16 protein-coding genes and 1 riboswitch are annotated in these 18,614 nt (G+C 68.9%); of the genes, 9 read left to right on the top strand and 7 right to left on the bottom strand.

What is annotated here, in order from left to right; translation table 11 throughout:
* Positions 1 to 5: 5 nt before the first annotated feature.
* From ACWEKM_RS04270 to ACWEKM_RS04255, 4 genes are all read right to left on the bottom strand, one after another.
* Positions 6 to 1,976: a hydantoinase B/oxoprolinase family protein gene (locus ACWEKM_RS04270; RefSeq protein ID WP_451619625.1), complete on the bottom strand. Its 1,971-nt coding sequence runs from the start codon at positions 1,974 to 1,976 to the stop codon at positions 6 to 8.
* On the bottom strand, positions 1,976 to 4,138 hold the full coding sequence (locus tag ACWEKM_RS04265; protein WP_451619624.1) for a hydantoinase/oxoprolinase family protein: 2,163 nt from the start codon (positions 4,136 to 4,138) through the stop codon (positions 1,976 to 1,978). Before ACWEKM_RS04265 ends, ACWEKM_RS04270 begins: the two co-directional genes overlap by 1 nt.
* A gap of 51 nt (positions 4,139 to 4,189) precedes the next feature.
* The gene (locus tag ACWEKM_RS04260) at positions 4,190 to 5,674 is read right to left on the bottom strand and encodes an aldehyde dehydrogenase family protein (RefSeq protein WP_451619623.1); all 1,485 of its coding nucleotides are present in this window, start codon (positions 5,672 to 5,674) and stop codon (positions 4,190 to 4,192) included.
* 1,318 nt (positions 5,675 to 6,992) lie between these two features.
* Positions 6,993 to 7,793 (bottom strand): DUF6585 family protein, encoded by an 801-nt coding sequence (locus ACWEKM_RS04255; protein WP_451619622.1) that lies wholly within the window; start codon positions 7,791 to 7,793, stop codon positions 6,993 to 6,995.
* Between the two features lie 174 nt (positions 7,794 to 7,967).
* Here ACWEKM_RS04255 and ACWEKM_RS04250 point away from each other — a divergent pair, with 174 nt between their 5' ends.
* On the top strand, positions 7,968 to 8,357 hold the full coding sequence (locus tag ACWEKM_RS04250; RefSeq protein WP_451619621.1) for a hypothetical protein: 390 nt from the start codon (positions 7,968 to 7,970) through the stop codon (positions 8,355 to 8,357).
* Between the two features lie 79 nt (positions 8,358 to 8,436).
* Here the strand turns inward: ACWEKM_RS04250 and ACWEKM_RS04245 are convergent, their stop codons facing one another.
* Positions 8,437 to 8,955: a DUF6233 domain-containing protein gene (locus tag ACWEKM_RS04245; RefSeq protein WP_451619620.1), complete on the bottom strand. Its 519-nt coding sequence runs from the start codon at positions 8,953 to 8,955 to the stop codon at positions 8,437 to 8,439.
* Positions 8,956 to 8,957: 2 nt separating this feature from the next.
* Complete coding sequence (locus ACWEKM_RS04240) at positions 8,958 to 9,332, bottom strand: nucleic acid-binding protein (protein ID WP_451619619.1); 375 nt, start codon at positions 9,330 to 9,332, stop codon at positions 8,958 to 8,960.
* Positions 9,333 to 9,429: 97 nt separating this feature from the next.
* Here ACWEKM_RS04240 and ACWEKM_RS04235 point away from each other — a divergent pair, with 97 nt between their 5' ends.
* From ACWEKM_RS04235 to ACWEKM_RS04225, 3 genes are all read left to right on the top strand, one after another.
* Entirely contained in the window at positions 9,430 to 10,332 is a 903-nt protein-coding gene (locus tag ACWEKM_RS04235) for a tyrosine-type recombinase/integrase (protein ID WP_451619618.1), read from the top strand.
* Between the two features lie 470 nt (positions 10,333 to 10,802).
* The gene (locus ACWEKM_RS04230) at positions 10,803 to 11,369 is read left to right on the top strand and encodes a hypothetical protein (protein WP_451619617.1); all 567 of its coding nucleotides are present in this window, start codon (positions 10,803 to 10,805) and stop codon (positions 11,367 to 11,369) included.
* Between the two features lie 1,008 nt (positions 11,370 to 12,377).
* The gene (locus ACWEKM_RS04225; protein ID WP_451619616.1) at positions 12,378 to 13,553 is read left to right on the top strand and encodes a hypothetical protein; all 1,176 of its coding nucleotides are present in this window, start codon (positions 12,378 to 12,380) and stop codon (positions 13,551 to 13,553) included.
* Between the two features lie 286 nt (positions 13,554 to 13,839).
* Here the strand turns inward: ACWEKM_RS04225 and ACWEKM_RS04220 are convergent, their stop codons facing one another.
* Positions 13,840 to 14,856, bottom strand: coding sequence for a GlxA family transcriptional regulator (locus ACWEKM_RS04220; RefSeq protein ID WP_451619615.1), 1,017 nt, complete (start codon positions 14,854 to 14,856; stop codon positions 13,840 to 13,842).
* 129 nt (positions 14,857 to 14,985) lie between these two features.
* Here ACWEKM_RS04220 and ACWEKM_RS04215 point away from each other — a divergent pair, with 129 nt between their 5' ends.
* The 5 genes from ACWEKM_RS04215 (at position 14,986) to ACWEKM_RS04195 (ending at position 18,035) form a co-directional block, all read left to right on the top strand.
* Entirely contained in the window at positions 14,986 to 15,954 is a 969-nt protein-coding gene (locus ACWEKM_RS04215) for an NADP-dependent oxidoreductase (RefSeq protein WP_451619614.1), read from the top strand.
* Between the two features lie 121 nt (positions 15,955 to 16,075).
* Positions 16,076 to 16,492 carry a nuclear transport factor 2 family protein gene (locus ACWEKM_RS04210; protein ID WP_451619613.1) on the top strand — a complete coding sequence of 139 codons (417 nt, stop codon included), beginning with the start codon at positions 16,076 to 16,078 and terminating at the stop codon, positions 16,490 to 16,492.
* Positions 16,493 to 16,554: 62 nt separating this feature from the next.
* Positions 16,555 to 16,686 (top strand): hypothetical protein, encoded by a 132-nt coding sequence (locus ACWEKM_RS04205; RefSeq protein ID WP_451619612.1) that lies wholly within the window; start codon positions 16,555 to 16,557, stop codon positions 16,684 to 16,686.
* Between the two features lie 246 nt (positions 16,687 to 16,932).
* Positions 16,933 to 17,523, top strand: coding sequence for a hypothetical protein (locus tag ACWEKM_RS04200; protein WP_451619611.1), 591 nt, complete (start codon positions 16,933 to 16,935; stop codon positions 17,521 to 17,523).
* Complete coding sequence (locus ACWEKM_RS04195; RefSeq protein WP_451619610.1) at positions 17,520 to 18,035, top strand: DUF6262 family protein; 516 nt, start codon at positions 17,520 to 17,522, stop codon at positions 18,033 to 18,035. The genes ACWEKM_RS04200 and ACWEKM_RS04195 overlap by 4 nt, the downstream gene beginning before the upstream one ends.
* Positions 18,036 to 18,326: 291 nt before the next feature.
* Positions 18,327 to 18,553, top strand: a riboswitch (cobalamin riboswitch).
* The last annotated feature ends 61 nt before the right edge of the window (positions 18,554 to 18,614 follow it).

Genomic DNA, 18,614 nt, shown 5'->3' with positions numbered 1-18,614 from the left:
TCCGTTCAGGACAGTCCGGCGCGTTCCCGGCGCAGGTGGTGGCGGAGCCGTTCAGTTGCCTCGGCATCGACGTCCGAGCCGGCCGGGTCTGTGAGCTGCACCCCGTAGACCTGCTCGGCGGCCTGCGGGGACACCTTGCCCAGTGCCACGTCGCGGGCGACCGCCTCGGGTTCGCGGAGCAGTGGGTCACCGAGTCCGCCGCCGCCCTGCCAGTGGGTGAAGTAGACGTCGTCGGCGCCGAGGTCGGTCTCCAGGTGGGGCGGCAGGGTGTCCGCGCGTCCGCCCAGGTCCTCGATCCGGCCGGGGATAACGCCCTCGGCGAGCTGGCGGCGCACCGACGAGTCGCGGATCAGCACGTCCCACTGGGTCGCCGCCGGATACCCGCCGGCCAAACCGGGTGCCTGGGGCAGCGCCTTGCCGTTCGCCGACACCACGAGGTGTACTCCCTGTACCGGCGAGTCGTACGGGATGAAGCAGCTGGAACCGCCGACCCCGCCCCGGTAACGGCCCGGCCCGCCGGAATCCACCTCCTCGCGCCGCCACAGGTAAAGCATCGGGAAGCTGAACTCGTTGATCTCCACATCGGCGGTCCGGCCCATCGGGATACAGTTCACCCCGCCGGTGTCGACTCCATCGCCGTCCACCTTGGCGCCGAGCCCGCCCGCCATCGCGTCGCAGAGCATGGTGGCGAAGCCACCGCCGCGCTGGTCGACGCCGGCCAGCAGGGCCAGGTCCCAGGTGCCGCTGCACACGCTCGTCGCGGAGCGGCTCAGCTCCGGATGAGTGGAGAGCATCTGAGCGACCGTCTCGGACACCGCGTTCTGGGTCGACCAGGCGGAGTTCACCGAGGCCTTGCCGATGCCGGCCGGGAAGGTGCAGTTGTTGAGCGTGCCGGATTCGCTGGTGATGTCGATACAGCGGTAGATCCCGCCCGGCGCCCAAGGGATGTCCGGACAGAGCATGGTCAGCAGGATCGGCAGGATGCCGCCGCGCAGCCCGGCCAGGGTGCAGTTGATGACGCCCTCGACCTGCGGGTCGGTTCCGGTGAAGTCGAAGTGCAGCCGGTCGGATTGCTTGGTCATCCGCACCACGATCTTGTGCACCTCGCGGTCGCCGGCCCGGCCCCCGTCCTGGTGGGCGACCGCGGACCACTGGCCCTCGGGGAGCGTACGCAGCTTGGCGCGGAGTCTGGTCTCGGCGTCGTCCATCATCCGTTTCATCACGGCCTTGACGGTGTCCGGGCCGTACTTGTCGATCAGCGTGGTGAGCCGGTCGTGGGCGACGTTGTTCGCGCCGATCTTGGCCCGCAGGTCGAGCCCGACCAGCTTGGGCACCCGCGACCGGCGCAGGTACATGTCCTCGACATCGGCGCGGAGCCGGCCGCCCTCGACGATCGTCACCGGCGGGATGGGCACCGATTCCCAGAACACGTCGCGGCCCTCCACCGACCAGCTGCCCGGCGAGACGCCGCCCAGGTCGACCTGGTGCGCCACCGCGCCGGTCCAGCAGAACAACTGGCCCTCGTAGAACAGCGGGGCCAGCACCGTGACGTCGTTCTGATGCAGTCCGCCGCCGATCCACGGATCGTTGAGCAGGAACTGGTCGCCGGGATGGATGCCGGGGCTGGCCGAACGGTTTTGCAGTGTCCAGCGGCCCGCCATGTCCAGCGACGAACCGAGCTGCATGTTGTAGAGGCCGACCTGGACGGTCTCGCCGAGCTCGTCCATGATCGCGGCGCCGAAGTCGTTGCAGTCGGTCACCACGACCGATCCGGACATTCGCTTGATCGCGTCGCCCATGTCGTCGGTGATCGCCACTAGGCGGTGCCGGATCACCTCGTAGGTCAGCGCGTCGACGCCCGCGATGTCATCGGCCTCCACCCGGTGCAGCACCAGGTCGCCGAAGGATTGATCGGGGTCGAGCGGCGCCGCGGACTGGGCGAATCGCTCGGACCCGGCAATGGGGATGGACGGCATCAGACACTCTCCTTCTTGGGTGCACCTGACGTCACCGGCCTGGCGTGGGGAAGGCCGGACGACTCGGCCGGGGCAAAGGTCAGGACAAGGTTTCCGAGCCGGTCCACCACGCCGTGGGTCCCCGGGGGCAGTGCCACCGTGGTGGTCGGCGCCTCCACGATCGCCGGGCCGGTGATCGAATGCCCGGCGCCGAGCGCCCGGTAGTCGTAGATCGTGGTCGGCTGGACCCCGGCGGTGATGTCCAGTAGTACGTTCCGGGTACCGGACGGGATCGGCTCGCCGTCGCCGGGGAGGTGATCGGGCAGTTCGGGGCGGACGGTCAGGGTGCCGGTGGCGCGGACCCGGTACGTGATCAGTTGCAGCCCGGCGTCGGGAAACCCGGTGCCCTCGCCGTAGAGCTCGTCGTAGCGTCGCTCGAACGCCGCTCCCACGCCCGCGACCTGGGCGGCGTCGAGGTTTCCGTTCGGCACCGGAGTGGACACCTCGGCCAATTGCATGGTGTAGCGCAGGTCGGCCTCCCGCTCGTAGCGCACGGTCTGGAAGGTGAGCTCCTGCTCGGCGAGCCGGGTCGCCAGCTCGGTCTCCAGGGACTCGAACACCTCAGTCACTCGCGCCGGGTCGACCGGCATCTCAGCCGGTTGGGACCGTTCGGCGGTGAGCACGATGTCGGAGGTGGCCAGCCCGTAGGCGGAGAACACCGCGGCCGTGGAACCGAGCGGCACGATGACCTGGCGCGCCCCGAGGTCTCGGGCGTAGCTGGCGCAGTGCATCGGCCCGGCTCCGCCGAACGCGTACAGCGAGAAGTCCCGGGGATCCTGCCCGGAGTTGACCACGACCTTGCGCACCAGGTCGGCGGTCTGGGCATTCTGGATCTCATACACGGCAGCCGCCGCCTCGTCCACGGACATGTCCAGCGGTGTGGCCAGGTGCTCGGCGATGGCCTTGCGGGCCAGCGTCACGTCCAGCTTCTTGCGGCCCCCCAGGAAGTTGTCCGGATTGATGATGCCGAGCACCAGATCGGCATCGGTGACTGTGGGCTCGACGCCGCCCTCGCCATAGCAGGCCGGACCAGGGCGGGCACCGGCACTGCGCGGGCCGACCCGCAGGTTGCCGCCCGGGTCCACCCAGGCGATGGCACCACCGCCGGCGCCGATGGTGTGCACGTCGACCATCGGCGTGCTGATCGTGTACTGGTTGAGCACCGTATTGCTGGTACGTACCGGCGCCCCGTCCACGACCAGGCCGACAAGGAAGGTGGTGCCGCCCATGTCGGTGGAAATGACGTTGCCGCTGTCCAGCGCCTCGGCCATCCGTGTACAGCCGATCACGCCGCCGCTGAGCACCGACCCGATGGTGGTGACCGCGTGCGCCGGTGCGTTGGCGGCGCTCACACACCCGCCGGAGCCCTGCATGACCAGCAGCGCCCCGGTCAGCCCACGCTCGCGCAAGGTGGCCTCAAGCGGCCGCAGATAGGCGGCCAGCCGGGGGCCCACCTGAGTGTTCATGATCGTGGTCACGCTGCGCGAATACTCCCGGATACGCGGGCTGACCTCGCTGGACAGCGCCACGTAGAGTCCCGGCGCCTCGGCGTGGATGAGCTCGCGGATCCGCCGCTCATGAGCGGCGTTACGAAACGACCACAGCAGCGACACCGCGATGGCCTCGGCCCCGTCGGCCAGCAACTCCCGGACCGTCCGCCGCACTCCGTCCTCGTCGAGCGGGACCACGACCGCGCCCTTGTAGTCGATCCGCTCGTCGACCTCCTTGACCAGGTGGCGGGGCACCAGTGCGGACGGCTTGGCGGTGCGGGCCATGTGCTGGATCGCCTCACTGTCCAGCCCGGCGTAGCGGCCCTCCAGGTTCATGATGCTGATCGAGTCGGCATGGCCCCGGGTGGTCAGGAAACCGACCCGGGCCACGTCGCCGGTGACCAGCGAGTTCAGTGTCGACGTGGTGCCATGCACGATGTAGTCGGTCTCACCGAGCAGCTGGCCGACCGGAATGTCGAGCTCACGGGCCAGTTCATCGATGGCGTTGAGAAACCCGTCGGCGAAATCCGGCGGGGTGGACGGCGTTTTCGCGGCGGCCAGCCGACCGTCCTGATCAGCGACGAAGGCGTCGGTGAAGGTGCCGCCGATATCAATTCCAATAACATATGCCACGGCAACCTCCGTTGGTTAAATGTGGCAGTAAGTGGTGTGCGAGGGCCCGGATCAGCGTCGGAACATGACGTTGATCGCTTTGATGTCGGTGTAGCCCAAGAGCTCTTCGAGGCTTTCCTCGCGGCCGACGCCGGAGCCCTTGACACCTCCGAACGGCACGTTCGGGAAATGCAACGAGGATCCGTTGATCCAGGTGTGACCGGCTTCGAAATCCCGGACGACGCGATGCGCCCGGTCCAGGTCACGGGTCCACACGCTTGCGGTCAGCCCGTACTCGACGCTGTTGGCGATCTGGACTGCCTCGTCCTCGGTGTCGAACGGGATGACCGCGAGGACCGGGCCGAAGACCTCTTCGCGCGCGATGCGCGCGTCCGGGGTGACGTCCGTCAGGACGGTCGGGGCCACGTACAGGCCGCGCTCGAACTCCGGGCCGCTCGGTCGGCTGCCGCCGGTGGCGACCTTGGCGCCCTCGTTCACCGCGATCTCCACGTAACGCAGTGACTTCTCGTACTGCGTCCGGTTGATCACCGTGCCTTGCTCGGACCATTCGGCCAGCGGATCGCCGATCCGGCGCGCCTCGATCAGCTCCACGACGCGTGCGACCACCTCGTCGTGCACCTCACGCTGTACCAGCAGCCGGGAGTTGGAGCCGCAGGACTGCCCGGACGAACCGAAGTTCATGCCGAAGACCGCTCCCTCGGCCGCCGCGTCCAGGTCGGCGTCGGCGAAGACGACCATCGCGTTCTTGCCGCCCAGCTCGAGCGTCACATCCTTGATCCCGCTCTCGGCGGCCGCCTGCTGGATGGCCCGCCCCGTCGGGCCGGAACCGATGAACCCGATGCGGCGCACCTGGGGATGGCGCACCAGCGTGTCGGGCACCACCGGGCCGTCGCCCACCACCACCGAGAGCACGCCCGGCGGGAAGACCTCGGCGGCCAGCTCCGCCAGCCGCAGTGCTGACAGCGGCGCCGCCTCCGGCGGCTTGAGAATCGTGGGATTGCCGGCGACCAGCGGCGCACCGACCTTGCAGGCGAACATCAGGGGGTGGTTGAACGGCACGATCCGCGCCACTACGCCCACCGGCTCCCGCACGGTGACGTGCAGTGCGTTGCTGGCAGGGATCGAGGCGCCTTTGAGCTCCAGCGCAAGCCCGGCGAACAGCCGTAGCTGGGAGACCGCCACCTTCACGTCCAGCCGCGAGGCGGCGATCGGCGCGCCGGCGTCGATGGTGTCCAGCAGCGCCAGTTCCTCGCCGTGCTCCTCGACGAGATCGGCCAGCCGACGCACCAGCGCCGCCCGCTCCACGGCGGTAGTGTCCCGCCACACCGGGCGGGCCGCATACGCCGCCGAGACGGCCTCGTCCACATCGGCCGCGTCGGCGTCCGGCACTTCGGCGATCACCGTCTCGGTCACCGGGCTGACCCGCTGGAACGTCCGCCCGGTCCGGGCGGTGCGCCGCTCTCCGGCGATCAGCAACCGCCAGTCACGATCGAGTATTCGCCTCACCGAGGCCGGCAACGCGTCGGGCTTGCTCATGGCTGCTCCTGGGCGAGTTCACACGTGTCAGCGACCGTGTCGACAGCGCGCGCCTCGTAGGCGCGAGTTACCGCGTCGGGCCGGTCGCCCGGCTGCCCAGACAGGGGGAAATGATGGCGCGTTCGGTGGCCGGGTTGGCGGCCGGGGGGTGATACACGGGTTGTCATGGAGTCTCCCGTCAGTAGGCTCGTCCGGAGATGTCCAAGAGACTCCCTGTGACCTGTGCCACGCTCCATGAAATTCCGTCGTGCAGAAGATCCTGCCCCTGAAATCGACCGACCTGGCAGTACTGCTCGGCGGGCAGCGGACGTACCGCAGCTGCCGTTTGACGGAGAAATGCGGTCGGGGCAGCACACCGCTTGAATGTCGCCCAGTCGCTTGGCGCGCTGTCGCTATGGCACCCGAACAGGAACCTGCCGGTTCAACATCCGCCGCAGACATGGCGAACGGTCCTTGCTCAACGACGAGACCACTGTCCGTGGATGCTACCCGGTCGGCCACCTCCTGGCGAGGCCGGTCTCAAAGCCGGGTTGGCGCGGATTGGATCGCGGTCCAGGTGGCGCAGCGCTGCCCCCGTAGCGGTGCGTGCTCCCTTGTGGGCCTGGGACAGTTCGGCGTCGACCGCGTCGATGAGGATGGGGCCGCGGCCCGAGGCCGGCCCTGGAGAGAACGGCAGGCCGACAGGGGGCACGCAGGCTCGCGTCCGGCACAGCGCAGCGAATGGGCCTGGGGAGGATCCAGTGAGCATCCGGACGCGTTGGCCACGCGGTTGGCCACGGAGGCAACCGCAATGCGGTACATCACCGCGGCCCACCCCGAACGCACCGCGAAGCTCCCGCGATGAGGCGAGCAACGACCACCCACCTCCTGTGCCGCTACGCCTTCTTCCGCCTCCAAGCCCCCCGACCGACGCCCGCTGCGAGGCCCGGCAGATACCGAGAGCCCGTAGGAGTAGCCGGGGGTGGGGAGGTGGCGGCCGGGCCGGGCGAGGGCTCCGGCGACGGCCGCCGGGTGTTGCGGGAACAGGGGTCGGGCTACTTGAGGATGGTCACGGTGAGACGCTCGACAACAGGGCCTCCTGGACCGCTCTTGGCTTCGACAACCCCGAGCTACTCAGGAGGCCTTGCTCTCATGTGCCCTGCCTGCCAAGACCACCCGACCAGGCACCCTGTTCGATCAAACCGCCCTCATGATCGATAGAAATACGCTTCTCAAGTCAAATGAGACGTTTTGAGGCTATGCGTTCTGCCGGGCGGGTTCTGTTTCCTGTTCGGTTCGTTGATCCAGACCTGCTGCCGGAGCGTCGGCCTTCGCCGGATCAGGCCGGATCGTCTGATCGCGGCCGTTTCCCGGCCGTCTCCTGGCGCATCCTTGTGGCGAGGGCCAGGAAGACCGACAGATTCTGGACCATCTCTACGGGGAGCCTGGCCCACGGCTTTCCGTCGCCGTGCCGATGGATCTCCAGCCAGCCCTGTTTCACCGTGACCCGGTCGACCTCGCGCCAGTCGAGCCGGTGGTCGAGGTACCCGACACCGGCGGGATCGAGGTGGGCCCCGAAGAAGTCGACCCGTTCGCCCGCCTTCAGCCGGTCGCTGTCCTGCGGCAGCCGTACGCGCGTGAATGTCTTGTCCAGTTCGTCGGTGAACCGGGCGGCCCCCTTGTACGCGTCGGTCACCGCGATCTCGGCGCCCGCACGGGGACACACCCAGAGTTCGTGTGTGGTGGCGCTGGTGATCCCGTTCGTCACTTTGGTGCTGCGCCGCCGGATGCCGTCGATCTCGTCCCAGGAGTATGCCTCCGGCACCTGCCCGGCGACCTCCCGGACGATGCCGTGCTGGTAGTGGCCCACCCAGACCTGCGCCTGCCGTCTCGTAAGCGCGAGGAAGAGGAAGTACCCGGCCGCAGCGACCATGGCGGCCCCCAAAATGAGCAGCGGCAGCCCGTAGTACCAGGCGCCATGGCTCCGCTGGCCCTTCACCGCGGCCGAAATCCCCAGCCAGACCACCGGCAGCCCAACCAGCGCCGGCAGCAACACCACGATCCACGGGAAGCGCTTGGGCTCGGTCCACACCAGCCCCTGGCGTGACCCGAGTTCGAAGTCCCGCGCGACTCTGCGCATGGCGGGCGGAACAGGAGTGGAACCACGATCCGACACAAGCCCCCCAAGGCCAGACAGCTGAGGGCCATTATCGGGGAGAGGAGCCCGTACGGGAAGCCCTATCATTCGGTCACGCCGGTGCGGGTTCCGGTCTCCTGCCGTCCGAGATTCCTGGAACCTGCGCGCCTTCGCAAGGTGCAGGAAGAAGAACACCGGGTCCGGATGGAGGAATGGCGCAAGCAGCGGGCTGAGGAGGAAGCCCGCCGTGCGCGCGAACAGGCTGAGCAGGAGGAGAAGGAGCGCCAGGCCCTGGAGACGGCGAAGGCGTGGTGGGGCCGGCTGTCCCGGAAGCAGATGGAGGAGCTGTTCGCCGCGGTGGCCGAACGGGCCTGGCGTGAGGAGCAGCTGCGGGTGGAGATTCCCGAGAAGCCGGGCATGGCCGTCCACTTCGCGTACGGAGTGCCCGTGTACTCCCGCGGCCGGCATCACGCGCTGTACGGAATCGTGCGCCCGTGCCCTGAACTGGTCTCCCTCTCACCACAGCTGGCGTACCAACGCGTCCTTGTCCGCAACGCCCAGGGATGAGGGAGTTCGATGAGACGCTGGCTGGCCGCATCACCCATTACGAACTGCCTGATCACGAGCAGCTCAGCATGTACTGAGACTATTCGCCGTCGCCGAAGCTGTGGTCGAACCCCTTGAGCATGGGATCGAGTTCGGCGGCGGCGCTGCACAGGGAGCACAGCCGGATGCCCGGGTGCTCCGCGGCATTCAGCGCCTTGTCCAGGGTCAGCAGCGGCCCCCCAGCGGGCGCTTCCTCGCAGTCGACGGCGTGGACGACGCCCCGGCCGGGACCGCGGCCGCCGTCCATCTTCTGCAGAACCCACCCCGAGGGCCGGCGCGGCCCCAGGATGTCGCGCACCGCAGACGGCTTCTCCAGGCGCTCGGTGGGCACGGCGTCGTACAAGACGCCGTCGACCGGTTTCACATGGGCGGGAGCCTGCACCCACACCGTGTACCAGGCGGGTTCCACCCGACCGTCGGTGTTCGTCCAGGCCGGGACCGAGACCTTGTAGAGCCAGCCCTCCGGCGTCTGCTGGCGTTCGTGGAGACGGCCGGTGACCTCCTGGCCGTCCGGGAGGACCACGGTGATGGGCGGCGGCTCGGGCGGGGTGTCCGCCACGGCTAAGCGGCCTCCTGGCCCTCGCCGTCCCCACGTTCGAGGGCGTGCCTGAGCTGGGAGCGGGCATCGGGCCGCTGAGGTTCGGCGACCTCGTTCCAGAACGCGTGCGTGACGATAGCCGCGGCGAGGTCACGTTCACGCTCGCGCAGTGCCGCGACGTCCTGCTGCTCCTGCTCCGACCAGCCCGGCGGGTCCGGGTACGCGGGGGATGCGGCGAGCCAGTAGCCCACGGGACGCTGCCAGGCGTCCAGCGGTTCGACGGAGTACGGCAGCCGCTCGTACAGGCCGGTGAGGTCGGCCCGCACCTGGTTGAGGTCCTGCTGCGAGGTGAGGAGATCGTCGGGTTCTCTAGGGTTTTGGTGGCTGTGGTGTGACATTGCGCCTCTTGCTGTCGTTTGGTGTGTTACGACGGTTCTTCGGGGGTGTGGCTCTTGTAGTGGATCGTTGCGATCAACAAGCGGAGCATGGGAACGAATGTATGAAACATTTCTCGTCTCGATGCCGTCGGGGACCCGGTACTGGACCGTGGTGGACGACGCACTGGAGGTCGTCCAAGAGGCAGACCGCTTCCTGAGGGAGGTACGTCTGGCCCGGGGCCGGGCAGAGACGACAACGAAGGCGTACGCCGAGGCGGTGACCTTGTTCCTGCGCTGGTGCGCGGGTACAGGGCGGGACTGGTCGACCGCGGCCCGGGACATAGGGCTGTTCATGGTGTGGCTGAGGTGGGCGCCGGGCAACGGTGGCCAGCGGCAGGCCGTGGTATCGGGGCCGGGAGGAACGCCGGTCCGTGGGGACGCGCGAATCAACAAGGTGCTGACCGCGGTACGGATGTTCCTGCTTCACGCGGTGGTCAACAAGGCCGCGCCGGCCTGGGTCCTTGAGCAGCTCTACGAGCTGCGGGATGACCGTGACCTGCCGCTGGAGGCACGGGGCGAGAGCGGTGGGATGCGGTATCGGTTGCGGGCCCGCCACCGGCTGCAGGAGCCGGAGGCGGAAGTGGACCGGGCCAGTGACGAGGAAATCGTGGCGATGCTGCGGGCCTGTCGATCAGCCCGGGACAGGTTGATCGTGCTGCTGCTGTCGCGGGTGGGGTTGCGTCCGGGACAGGTCGCGGGGCTGCACCGCTGTGATGTCCACCTGCTGATGGATTCGCGCTCGCTGGGGTGCGATGTCGAGGGGGCCCATCTGCACGTGATCCGGCGGCAGAACGTGAACGGCGCCTGGTCGAAGTCGAGGAAGTCGTGGGTTATGCCGGTGGACTTCCTGGTGGTGCAGGCCGCCGACCAGTACGCGCTGGAGCGTTACGAGATCCTCGGAGAGGGCGGAAGTGACTTCTTGCTGGTCAACCTCTCCGCCCGCCCTATGGCTCTCCGGTGACCACCGGCGCGATCGGAGAGCTGTGCGAGTCTCTGTCGGGACGGGCGGGACTGGGCCGCCAGGTCGGTCCGCGGATGTGCCGGCATGCGATGGCCAGCAACGTCGTGGATGCCGGCGGCACGCTGGATGAGGTTCAGGCCCTGCTGGGCCAGAAGAACCCGGCCTCACCCCGTGCCTACCTTCATCCGGACCGAGCTCGCCTGCGCGCAGCCGTTGACCGCGTGGCTTCGCCCCGCCTGACTGAGGGGGAGCCCGGTGAACCTGGCTGTCGCAGCGCCCCAACGCGGGACAGGGGAAGGCACGGTCACCGCAGGGCTCATGGGCGCGGTCCAACCGGAGTTCCTGCGGCTGCTCAGTTGGGATCCTCACGTCCGGGTTCTGGTGCTGCCCCGCTCGCACCCGCAGTTCAGCGGTGAGGAGTGCCTGGTGGCTGGCTGCGACAGATTTCCTACTACGCCCACCAGAAGGGAATGTGCACCGGTTGCACCGAGCGGTGGAAGAAGAGCGGCCTGCCCTTCGACGAGTTCGTCACCATCCAGCGCCCCAGCCGGATGGTCGGGTTCTTCCCTTGTCAGGTCGCGCACTGTGAGCGGCCGGGCAGACGCGCGACACTCCTGTGCTCGTCGCATGACTACCAGAGGCGCAACGTCTACGGGCTCCCGCTGGAGGACTTCCTCGCTCACCCCGAGGTGCAACCGCTGCCAGCCCTGGGGCCTTGCCAGGTCGCTGCCTGTGACCGGCAAGGCGAGACCAGGGACGGGTACTGCACGCCCCACGCCGACCAGTGCCGTGACCTCCGTCAAGAAGGTGTCTTGGAGGACGAGGATCTTTGGCGGCTGACCACCCCGGCCATCGCGGAGCTCCGCAAGGTCAGCCTGCGCGGACTGCCCGACCGTGTGGTCGCCGAGATCATCTATGGCCTCCAGGAACGGATCGCCCAGGGACTCCTGCACAAGGACTACCTGCTGCGCAATTTGTCCAACAACGCCCGTGCTCAGCAAGTCGCTTCACTCGACGATCTCGACCTGGACGTCTGACAGTGGACGGTACTGCCCGGATCTGCGTCACGTGCGATCGACGACGCAGGGGCGAGGCGAACCCGTGCAGTGTCTGCGGCCGACCCGAGTGCTGTACCCGAGACCGTGAGGGACGCCCCCGCTGCCGGATCCACCCGCCCGACGACGGCGCCAACCCGGTGGAGGGACTCTGCCGGCTGATCAAGCAGATCAGCCCCGCCTTGACCGACCAGACGATCGCCGAGGCTGTCCGCAACGTGGAACCGACCCAAGTCCGACAGCGCCGCGTGCTGTGGGCCCTGGAGGAACAACCCAGCCTTCTCACCGGTGAAGGAGCCCGTGGCCCGAGCAAAGTCCTCGACCTGATCACTGCCCTCCGCGAGCGCGGAGCCGACAACCTGGTCGTCCCACCGTGCCCCTGGTGCGGTCGAACTGTGCCGCTCCCGACCACTCGTAACGGGCTCCGATGCTGCTACGAGTGCCGCAGCGCCCTGCGCACGGCACCGTGCATCCGGTGCGGATACGCGACCGACCGGTAATGGGCCGCACGCACGACGGCCAGCCTCTGTGCCAGTCCTGTCGGCACAGCAACCCCGCTGTCTACCAGGTGTGTTCGAAGTGCGGCCAGCGTCGCTACGTCCAAGCCCGGGATGGCGGCCGACCGCTGTGTGAACGCTGCCACCAGCTTCCGACCGCGATGTGCAGTACCTGCGGCGCGCAGCGCCCCTGCTTCTACGCCTCGACCACAGCCCCGATGTGCGAGCCGTGCACTCGAAAAGACGCACACGTGAGGTGTGCGCCGGCTGCTCCCGCGAACACCTCGTCAGCTACCGGACGACGAACGGCGATCCGTTGTGCTCCACGTGCGGCGCTACGCCCCGACCATGCGCGGACTGCGGGCGAACCCTTCGTATCCAGGCCCGGACCCCAGACGGAGACGAGCTGTGCCAGACCTGCTGGCGTAAGCACCCCGCCCGCCGACAACCCTGCGGTGAATGCGGCACCACCACACACCTGCACCACCGCGGCATGTGCCCCGAGTGCGCGGCCCGCCACCAACTCCATGACGCTCTCAGCGTCGACGGCCGCATGCGGCCCGGCATCGAGCCGGTCTTCCGCGCCCTCCTTCGACAGCCGGGCGCCAGCCTCCTGGCCTGGCTCACTCGCCGCCCGGCCCGCCTCGATGTGCTGAACGCCTTGGCCGCCGGAAATGGACCCATCACCCACGACACGCTGGATAGCCTTCGCCCGACCAAGATCGTCGCAAACCTCCGCATGCACCTGGTCGCCGGCGGCGCCCTCCCAGCACGCGACGAGCGGCTCGCCGCCCTCGAACGCTGGCTGCCCACCAGGACCGCGCAGGTCCACGACCCGGAGAGCCGCAAGGTTCTCCACGCATACGGCACCTGGCACCTGCTGCGTCGGCTGCGCAACAGCTCGCGCCGCCGTCCGGTCACCGACGGACAGGCGAACGGAGTTCGCGCGTACGTCACGCAGGTGGTCCGGCTGCTCAACTGGCTTCAGCACCAGGACATCGCGCTCAGCGCCTGCCCCCGGGACCTCTTGGATGCCTGGCTGGATGAGCACCCCGCCCGCGGCCCGCGCGTCCACGGCTTCCTCGTGTGGACAAGTCGCAAGGGACACACTCGCCCGCTGACCGTCGATCTCGCACCTTCGACGTTCACCGGGCACCTCATCGCCCAGGACGTCCGCTGGGGCTTGGTCAACAGACTCATCCACGAGGGCGAGATCCCGGTCGCCGACAGGGCGGCCGGACTTCTCGTACTCCTCTTCGCCCAGGCGCCCTTCCAGATCACCGCCCTCACCACCAGCCACGCGGAGATCAGCCAGAACGCGGTAGTGCTCCGGCTCGGGAAGATCCCGGCCCAGATGCCCCCGCCCCTGGACGACTACATCCGCACACTCCACACCGCGGCGATGGCCACGGACACGGCCGGTGACCGCTGGTTGTTCCCCGGCCGCTTTCCGGGCCAGCCCCTCAGCCTCAACCAGCTGATCCGCCGCCTCCAAGCACTCGGTATCCAACCGCGGATGGCGCGCAATACCGCCCTCGTCGAGCTCGCCTCTGAGTTGCCGCCCGTCGTGGTCAGCCGTCTGCTCGGCATCCACCAGAGCACGGCCGACGTTTGGCAGCGCATCGTCGGCCACGGCAACACCTACGCCGCCGATGTTGCCCGCCGCTGACCTCCCCTCCAGGCGGATCAGCCGCTCGGAGCCGCCGTTATGGCACCCATTCCGCAACTTCCTAGCCGGAACTACCGACAGACTCCGCGGGGAGGTTCAGGAGGTGCAGTTGCCGTCAGCCACCGTCGGGCGGAGCGTCCGTCCAGCGGGCAGTGGAAAACCGCTCGACGGATCTATCCGGAGGGCAGCCGGAATACGCCGCTGAACCGGTCGCTGGGCGGGGATCGCCCGCCCAGGCCGTGGCTGTCGCGAGGCTGGGGGCGGTGCCGACTGGAATGACCGCGTTCTACGCCGGCTCGAAGGTGCCAGGAGCTGATCGAGTTGCGGCTTGTCGGGCTGCTGCGGGTGTGGGGCGGAAGGTGCGGCGGTATGCATGGGGTGTGACCCCGATGGCGGCATGAAGGTGCTGGCGCAGGGAGACACCGGTGCCGAATCCGGCGCGGTCGGCGACCAGGTCGACGGGCCAGTCAGTGGTCTCCAGCAGGTGCCGGGCCAGGTCGACGCGCTGGCGGACGAGCCACTGGCCGGGGCTGGTGCCGACCTCGTCGCGGAAGCGACGGGTGAAGGTACGCACGCTGACGTTGGCGTGGGCGGCCATGTCAGCCAGGGCGACGGGTTCGGCGAGGTGTTCCATGATCCACGCCTGTGTGGGGGCGGTGCCGGGGGCGGTGGGGTCGGGGACGGGGCGCTGGATGTACTGGGCCTGGCCGCCGTCGCGCCAGGGCGGTACGACGCAGGAGCGGGCGACCTCGTTGGCGATGTCGCTGCCGTGGTCGCGGCGGACGATGTGCAGGCACAGGTCGATGCCGGCGGCGACCCCGGCAGAGGTGAGGATCTCGCCGTCGTCGATGAAGAGAACGTCGGGGTTGATGCGCGCGGTGGTGAACATGCGCTGCAGGTGGTCGGCTTCGCGCCAGTGGGTGGTGGCGGGGCGGCCGTCGAGCAGTCCCGCGGCGGCCAGCACATAGGTGCCAGTGCAGATCGCAACGATCCGGGTTCCGGGGCGGATCGTGGCCAGGGCCTCGCGCAGGGTGTCGGGCAGGCGGCCCTCCTCGCGGATGGGGCCCAGCGCGTGGGAGGGCGGGATGACGACGGTGTCGACGGTGGCCAGCAGGGAGGCGTCGTGGGAGACGGTGAGCTGGTAGTCGGCCTCGGTGCGGACAGGGCGGCCGTCCAGGCTGCACGTGGTCACGGAGTAGAGCCGGTTGCCCGTGCCGTCGCGGGCGGCGCCGAAGATTCGCGCGGGGATGCCGAGCTCGAAGGGGACGACGCCTTCCAGGGCCAGAACGCCAACGTGGTGCATGACCCGATCCTTTCATTCCATGGCCATCGGGCCACTACTGGGGGTCCTTCCGCCCAGGCAGTCTGAGGACGTGCCCAGGAGAAACGGCACGAACGACAAGAAACGCACTGCTGAAAAGAGCACGTCATCATGGACCAGGCCACTCGCCCCTCGACCATGCGCGCCGTCTCCCAGGACTCCGCCGGAGCCCCGGAAGTCCTCAAGGTCGTCGAGACGCAGCGTCCCGTCCCAGGCCTGGGCGAGATCCTGGTCCGGGTGCACGCGGCAGGCGTGAACCCGACCGACTGGAAGACCCGCGAGCGCGGCGTGTTCGCCACCGGGGCCAGGCCGCCGTTCACCCTGGGCTTCGACGTCGCTGGGGTGGTCGAGGCGGTCGGCGGCGGGGTGACACTCTTCGAGGTCGGCGACGAGGTGTTCGGGATGCCGCGCTTCCCGCACCCGGCGGGCGCCTATGCCGAGTACGTCGCCGCGCCGACCCGGCACTTCGCCCCGCGCCCCAAGGGCCTGGACCACATCCAGGCCGGCGCCCTGCCACTGGCCTCGCTGACCGCTTGGCAGGCCCTGGTGGACACCGCGAACGTCCAGCCCGGCCAGCGCGTCCTGATCCACGCGGCCGCCGGAGGCGTCGGCCACCTGGCCGTACAGATCGCCAAGGCCCGCGGCGCATACGTCATCGGCACGGCCAGCGCCGCCAAGCACGAGCTGCTGCGCTCGCTGGGCGCCGACGAGCTGATCGACTACCGCACCCAGGACTTCACCGAGACCCTCCGCGACGTCGATGTCGTCCTGGACACCCTCGGCGGCCCCAACTGGGCCCGGTCCCTGCAAACACTGCGGCTGGGCGGCACGCTGATCTCGATCCTGCCGCTGGACGACACCTTCCCCGCCAAGGAGGCCGAGGCGGCCGGTATCCGGGCGGTGTTCATGCTCGTCGAGCCCGACCATGCAGGGTTGCGCGAGGTTACCTCCCTGGTCGAGGGCGGCCGCCTGCGCGTGATTGTCGACGAGGTCTTCCCCCTCGAAGAAGCCGTCCGGGCCCACACGCTGGGTGAGACCGGCCGCACCACCGGCAAGATCGTCCTCTCCATCACCCCCTGACCCACCCCACTGCTTCTGCCCTGCGGCAGCCATGCCGCCAGCTCCCCGACCTGCGACAGGCAGGACCCATCCCACCCGCACCACACACCACACACCACACACCACACAGAACGGAACCACCATGAGCACCATCACCACCCCGGCCAGCACCCGTGACGTAGTCGACGCGTTCTTCGCCCGCTTCGGCGAAGGCGACATGCCCACCCTGCTGGACCTGTTTGCCGACGGTGTCGCCTTCCACGTCGGCGGCGCTCCCAACGTCCCCTGGGCCGGCAGCCGCACCAGTAAGGACGACATCGCCGCGTTCTTCGCCTCCTTCGGCCAGCACCTCACCCCCGCAAAGGAGTACGTCGTCGCCACGACCGTCGTCGATGGCGACCACGCCGTGGTGATCGGCCACAACCGCTTCGAGGTCCTGGCCACCGGCAAGACCTTCACCAACCACTTCGCCCTCCACATCACCGCAGCCGAAGGCAAGATCGCCGGCTACCGCATGTACGAGGACAGCCACGCCATCAGCGAAGCCTTCACCATCTGACCTGACCACGTGGCACCACCATCCCGCGGCCGGAAGGCGGCCCTGACGCGGCCTGGCCGGTCGTGCTGGACGCGGTGCACCGACTATTTCCCGGCCTGCCCGTGGTCGGCTATGAGCACGGGCAGGATCTGGCGGTCGCCGTCCGCCACGGCTTCCAGCCGGTCGCTCCGCTGCGGATCTGGCTGCCGGGCTGAACCGGGCCCAGGGCCCCGATGGACACCACTGGCGGTGCCGTGGCAAACGTCCGTCCCAGCCCCACCCCCGGCCAGCGGAACCACCCGATCGAGGTGGGGCCAAAACAACTTGCTACAGGGGCGCGAAGCACCCTTCCGCACGCCCCCACCAGCCCCGAAGTGGAGCCAAAAGAACTTGCTCCGCTGTCCCAAAACAAGTGCTTACAGACAGCCGTCCGTGTCCGTCTCGGAGAGCTCCCCTCGCCAGTGACGCGGGCTGGCATTCCGCAAGTTCTGGTAGCCCGGGTTACCAGCATCGGCGAGAAACGCCGCCGCGAAGCGGTCGAGCGGGTCACCGCCATGCAGTTCGACCGGCACGGCACACGCATCTGGCGCCAGGCCAAAACCCTGCTCGACTCCGAACACGCCCGCCGCGCCATCGGTTCCGTCCAAGTCCCCTACGGCACCTGCACTGAGCCTTCCAACGTTGCGGCCGGCGGCCACGACTGCCCCGTGCGCTTCCGCTGCGTGGGCTGCGGACACTTCCGCACCGACGTCTCCTACCTCCCCGATCTTGAGGCATACCTGGCCGACCTGCTGCGCAACCGTGAGCGTCTTGCCGCCTTCGCCAACGCCGACCCCTGGGCCAAGGCCGAGGCCACACCATCGGACGACGAGATTGCCCGTGTCCGCCGCCTGATTCAGCGGGTGCGCCAGGACCTCGACGAGCTCACCGACGAGGACCGGGCCCAGATTCGCGAGGCAGTCGCACTGGTCCGCCGCAGCCGCGGCGTGTCCCTGGGGATGCCGCGCGTCCGCCAGCCCTTACCCGACCTTCGCCCGGAGAGAACCGGATGACCAGCATGACCGACGGGCGGCGGGCCGACTCGGCCCGCCGCCGCGAACGCGTTCTCAAAGCCCTCGATGTCCTGCTGCGAAGCGACCAGGACATCACGGTCTCCGGCCTGGCTCGCGTCGCACGAGTGGACCGCACCTACCTCTACCGGCACCGCGACCTCCTCGAACGCATCCACACCGCCGCAGCCGTCCCACCAGAAGAAGGGCGGATCGCGGCCGTCAGCCGGGCCTTGCTGCGGGCAGACCTGACCAACGCGCTGGAGCGGAACAGACGGCTGGCAGTCCGGGTCCGGCAGTTGGAGAAGCGTCTGTCCGAGAACCTCGGTGAAACCGCATGGCAGGAATCCGGCCTCGGTTCGTCCGCCGACATCGACCAGCTTCAACGTCGCATCACGTTGCTCGAACAAGACCTGGCCGACATAAGAGGCCAGCTCGATGAGCGGACCGAGGAACTCGACGCTGCGCGAGCGGCTAACCGGGAACTGACCCGGGCACTGAACCAGGCCCGCTGAGGCCAGCGCGGCGGCGTCCCGCTCGCCCCCGTCACCCTTAGTGATCGATGGCGCGCAGGGCGTTTGTGGCGTAGGGGATCCCGGTCTGCCGGGCTGCCTCGGTCCGGCAGCCGTACACGTGCACGGTGGCTCCGGCGCCTGGTGCTGTCGGGGTGGAAGGGTTTCGGCCAGGGTCGAGCCAGTCGATCTCGCGTAAGTCCGCATCGCCGTGGGCGAGCGATCCGGACGGCGATGCCGCCCCCTGATGCACGGGCGGATAGTTGTCGGTCGCTCGTGCGATCGGTCCTGTGTGTACGCTTGCCGTGCAGCTGGTTCGCCCCGTCCGCCAGGCGGGATGCGTCGTAAGAGGGAACCCGGTGGGAATCCGGGACTGCCCCGCAGCGGTGAGCGGGAACGACCGCCGTCATACGCACTGGGCCCGGAAGTGACGGGTCTGGGAAGCGACGGCCAGTAGGTGCCTCGTTGGAGAACGAGGTGTGCCCGTGAGTCCGAAGACCTGCCACTGCCCGCGCGCGGACCGCCGTGCGCGGAGATCCCGGTGACCTCGTGGGCGGGTCGGCGTACATATCAGGCGGGCAC

Source organism: Streptomyces sp. NPDC004752, assembly GCF_053601275.1.
This window is presented reverse-complemented; position numbering and strand designations above follow the sequence as displayed.